Raw genomic sequence first — 3,965 nt, 5'->3', positions numbered from 1 at the left:
ACGGCAGTTGCCGTTAACGGTATGGACAGGAAGGTAATTTGCCTACAAATATTTTACTCATACTACTATTGAATAAAATAGATACACCTCTGAATTGGCTATAATAATATAATGAGCTCACTGATGAAAACCACCGTACAGCTCATTCTATCTACAAGCTTAGTATAAAAATTTTTTATTCTATACCTGATTTTATAATTGTATTCTACTAAAATCTAATCGAAATTCAAACGGCTTTTATTGAATATAGCTCACTGGATTAACTGCCCCTTTATGTGGTGGTGGAGTCCAAGGGCCTATATACAATTCAAAATGCAGATGAGACCCAAATGATTCGCCTGTATTACCCATTCCGCCAATCACTTGTCCCTGAGTCACTCGTTCACCTGTAGATACATTATAAGCGTTTAGGTGAGCATAGACCGTCGTATACAATTTTCCATCAATTTGATGGGAAACCATTACCGTATTTCCATAACTTGAAGATTGATACGCTCTGAAAACTACTCCGTCAGCTGCAGCCTTAACTGGTGTTCCCTCACTGTTAGCTATATCAATTCCTGGATGAAAGCTGTTATCAAATGACCGATTACCAAACCCAGATGAGATATAACCCTGAGTAGGATTAATAAAATCTGATTTGTTTAACGATAACTTTTTTAATGATAAAGTCGATGCTCTATTTTCTGCTGAATCTGTTTGAGCCTTTACAATGTCCTTTTCTTCCTTCTTATCCATTGACTTTTCTTTAATTTTGGATGCTTCTTTTCTTAATAACGCTAACTCATTTTTTTGATCTTTCTGTTTCTGAAGTAGATCATTTTCTAATTTTTTTAGATCTGCCAATCCATTTTTCAGATTTATCAGTTCTTGTTTTAGTATCTTTTGTTTTGATACTTGATCCTTCTTATCTTTCTCTTGAGCAGTCAGTATTTTGTTATCTGTTTCAGTAATCAATTTCAAGGCGAATAATCGATCCAGAAAATTTCCAAAACTATCTGCACCAAGAAGAACATCAAGATAACTGATTGCCCCTCCATTTATGTAAATGGAACGTATCCGTTCTTTTAATAATTTATCCCTAATACTGATCTGTTTGGTAAGCCGATCAATCTGATCTTTCATCGATTCGGATATTGCTTCACTTTCAACCAGTTTAGATTGTTTATCTGCTACACTTCTTTTTATCTTCTCAATCTGCTTTTCGGATGATTTAATTCTATTTATCGCTACATCTTGTTGTCTATCATTCTTCGACAACTGTTGCTCAGAAGATAAGCTTTGTTTCGTATTGAATTGACGTTCTGAAGTGGCGTGTGCGTAGCTCTCCGTATAACTCGTTATCAACAAAAACGCTGTACCCAAGATCATTGTTGTGCGTAAATATTTTCTTTTCACTACTATCTTTCCCCTTTAGCTTCTTTTCTTTTCTTTGGAGTTTTAAGGTGAAAGACCCCCGCTAGAGCCATTAATCATATCGTAACAGTTCAATATGACAAATTTCGACATGTTTCGATCTCAATATTATTTCGTTTAATTAATTAATCGCGATTTATTTTTTTATCTGAAACCTCCTCAATTTCTCTATAATGTGGTTTAGTTATTAAAATAATGATAATCAATAAATGTGTGGATTTTGTGTGGAAACTATGTAGAAACAAATTATGTTGTAAGATTTAGAACATGTTGATGAACATCACTAAATACGATGATTGATAGAAATAAATTGAGGAATAAATATGAAGGAAAGAGCTGTTCATGAATATTCGGAAATGGCAAAAAGTCATGGAAACAGATCAGGTGCTCACCCTGTCGGTGGGTGCTTCTCAGTTGATTTCCGTGATTTGTGAGAAAACCAATTTAATGAAACGATCAATCATCTGCCGGATTGGGATGAGATCCGTTCGAAAGCCTCTCTCGGCGTTCGGTCGAGCGTTGGATCACCTGCACGAGGCCGGCCCCTGGCGTGTGTATTCCACCCCTGTCTCTTTCCGCCTATCAGAAACCGGGTCTCCCGGTGTCCGGTGTCCGCAGCGATACCACATCCTATTTGTTTTAGGGCAGCTACACTTCGCCAGATGGGGCGGACGGGACACCTGCCATTACGTATGACTACAGTAAACAGCATCATCCTGATTTGAAGCAGATCGTCATCGGGGTTATACTTTTTTTAAATTATGAGAAAAAGCCGATTTCCCATTTTTAAGGAAAAATGGGAAATCGGCTTTAATTTGTTTCTTTATTATTAACATTGTTATCCTGCACAACAAGAAAGTGTAGATATATCTTTGTCAAATGTGAGTGCTGCTAACCTTAAGCCTTCGGCCATAGTGAGATAAGGCGTGAGGGTATCTTGAAGATCTTCCACAGTCATCCCAAACTTTACGGCTAATGTCGCAGCATAGATCACGTCTCCCGCATTTTCAGCAACAATATGGACGCCCAAGACCTTGAGTGTCTTTGCTTCTGCCACTAATTTAAAGACACCAGTCGTCTCTCGATTAACGATTGCTCTGGGCACGGTACTTAAAGGCAGAACAGACGTTTTTACCTTAAGGCCTTTTTTTATTGCCTGCTCTTCCGTTAATCCAACCATGGCAGTTGATGGAGTTGTAAACATAACGCTCGGTACAAAGTCTAAGTCGGTTTTTTGACCAAGTCCTCCGACGGCATTGTCTGCAGCAAGACCGCCTTGATAAGCAGCGACATAGACGAATTGCGGGCCGAGCGTGACATCCCCAGCTGCATAAATACGTGGATTGGTCGTTCTGGAAAATTCATCAATGAGGACTTCACCCCGGGTACCGACCTTAACGTTTGCTGAATACAGATTTAAGTTTGCTGTGTTCGGTTTGCGTCCTGTTGCGACAAGCAACTGCTCTGCTTCAATAACTTGTTCCTTACCCTCAGTCTTTATATGGACTTTCTTTATCTGCCCGTCTTGTTCGATACGCTTGAATTTTATTCCGGTAATAAAATGAATACCTTGTTGTGTTAAAGCTCGTGTTATGGTTTCCGATATTTCCGGATCATATTTTTTTAATAATTGATTGCTCTGCTGCATCAATGTTACTTCCGTACCTAAATGATGAAAAAGCTGACCTAATTCAAAACCTACATAACCGGAACCGATGACCGCAAGACGTTTCGGGATCTTTTTCAGTTCAAGTAAAGTTGTGCTGGTTAAGAAATCCACATGATTTAATCCGGGAATATCGGGTATGAGCGGTGAAGCACCGGTGGCGATTAAAAAACGCTTTCCCGTCAGTTGTCTGCCATTCACTTCGATCGTTTTTTCATTGACAAACTTTGCCTCTCCTTTAATAAGTTCAAAACCATAAGTTCCAATTAAATTTTCATACTTTTGGATCCGTAATGTTTCAACCAATTCATTTTTTTGCTCAACCAGTTGCGCTAAATCAGCTTCAGCTGCTGAAGTGTGCAATCCCTTGAATGGATGATTTTTTGCCTGGTTATTAATTTCCCCGGCTCTGAGCAAGGTCTTAGAAGGAACACAGCCGATATTAACACAGGTACCGCCAACTATACCTCGTTCAATCATTGCCACTCTGGCGCCATACTCTCTGGCTTTAATGGCTGAAGCAAAAGCCGCACCGCCAGAGCCAATAATAATGTAATCGTAGTCGTCTTCTTTATCAGAATCTCCTTCTGATTGGATCTGCATAAAATTTACAGGTTGATAGTGTGCTTCAACTATTGCCCGTTCCACAGTCTCCTTTTTAATACTAACCGGGAGCCCAAAAAGAGCTTCCCCACGTTGATAATTAACCTTAATGTTTCTTGCACCAATATGTTCCAGAGTACTTGCCACATGGTCTTCACACCCGGCACAAGTCATCCCCTGAACAGTCATTCGATACGTTATCATATGATTTCCTCCTCGTATTATTAATTTCGAAGTTAATCGTTTTCTCTATTCGGCTCGGGTACTGCGTGATATCCTC

2 protein-coding genes are annotated in these 3,965 nt (G+C 39.2%); both read right to left on the bottom strand.

What is annotated here, in order from left to right; all coding sequences use genetic code 11:
- Positions 1–237 precede the first annotated feature (237 nt).
- Positions 238–1,398 (bottom strand): murein hydrolase activator EnvC family protein, encoded by a 1,161-nt coding sequence (locus IEX81_RS16415; RefSeq protein ID WP_188805322.1) that lies wholly within the window; start codon positions 1,396–1,398, stop codon positions 238–240.
- A gap of 856 nt (positions 1,399–2,254) precedes the next feature.
- Positions 2,255–3,889 carry a mercury(II) reductase gene (gene merA / locus IEX81_RS16410; protein WP_010023127.1) on the bottom strand — a complete coding sequence of 545 codons (1,635 nt, stop codon included), beginning with the start codon at positions 3,887–3,889 and terminating at the stop codon, positions 2,255–2,257.
- Between the last annotated feature and the right edge of the window lie 76 nt (positions 3,890–3,965).

It is taken from the genome of Sporolactobacillus putidus (genome assembly GCF_014647035.1).
In the GTDB taxonomy this organism is placed as follows: Bacteria; Bacillota; Bacilli; order Bacillales; family Sporolactobacillaceae; genus Sporolactobacillus; species Sporolactobacillus putidus.
The sequence above is the reverse complement of the archived record's forward strand: the minus strand, read 5'-3'. Positions and strand labels throughout refer to the sequence as shown.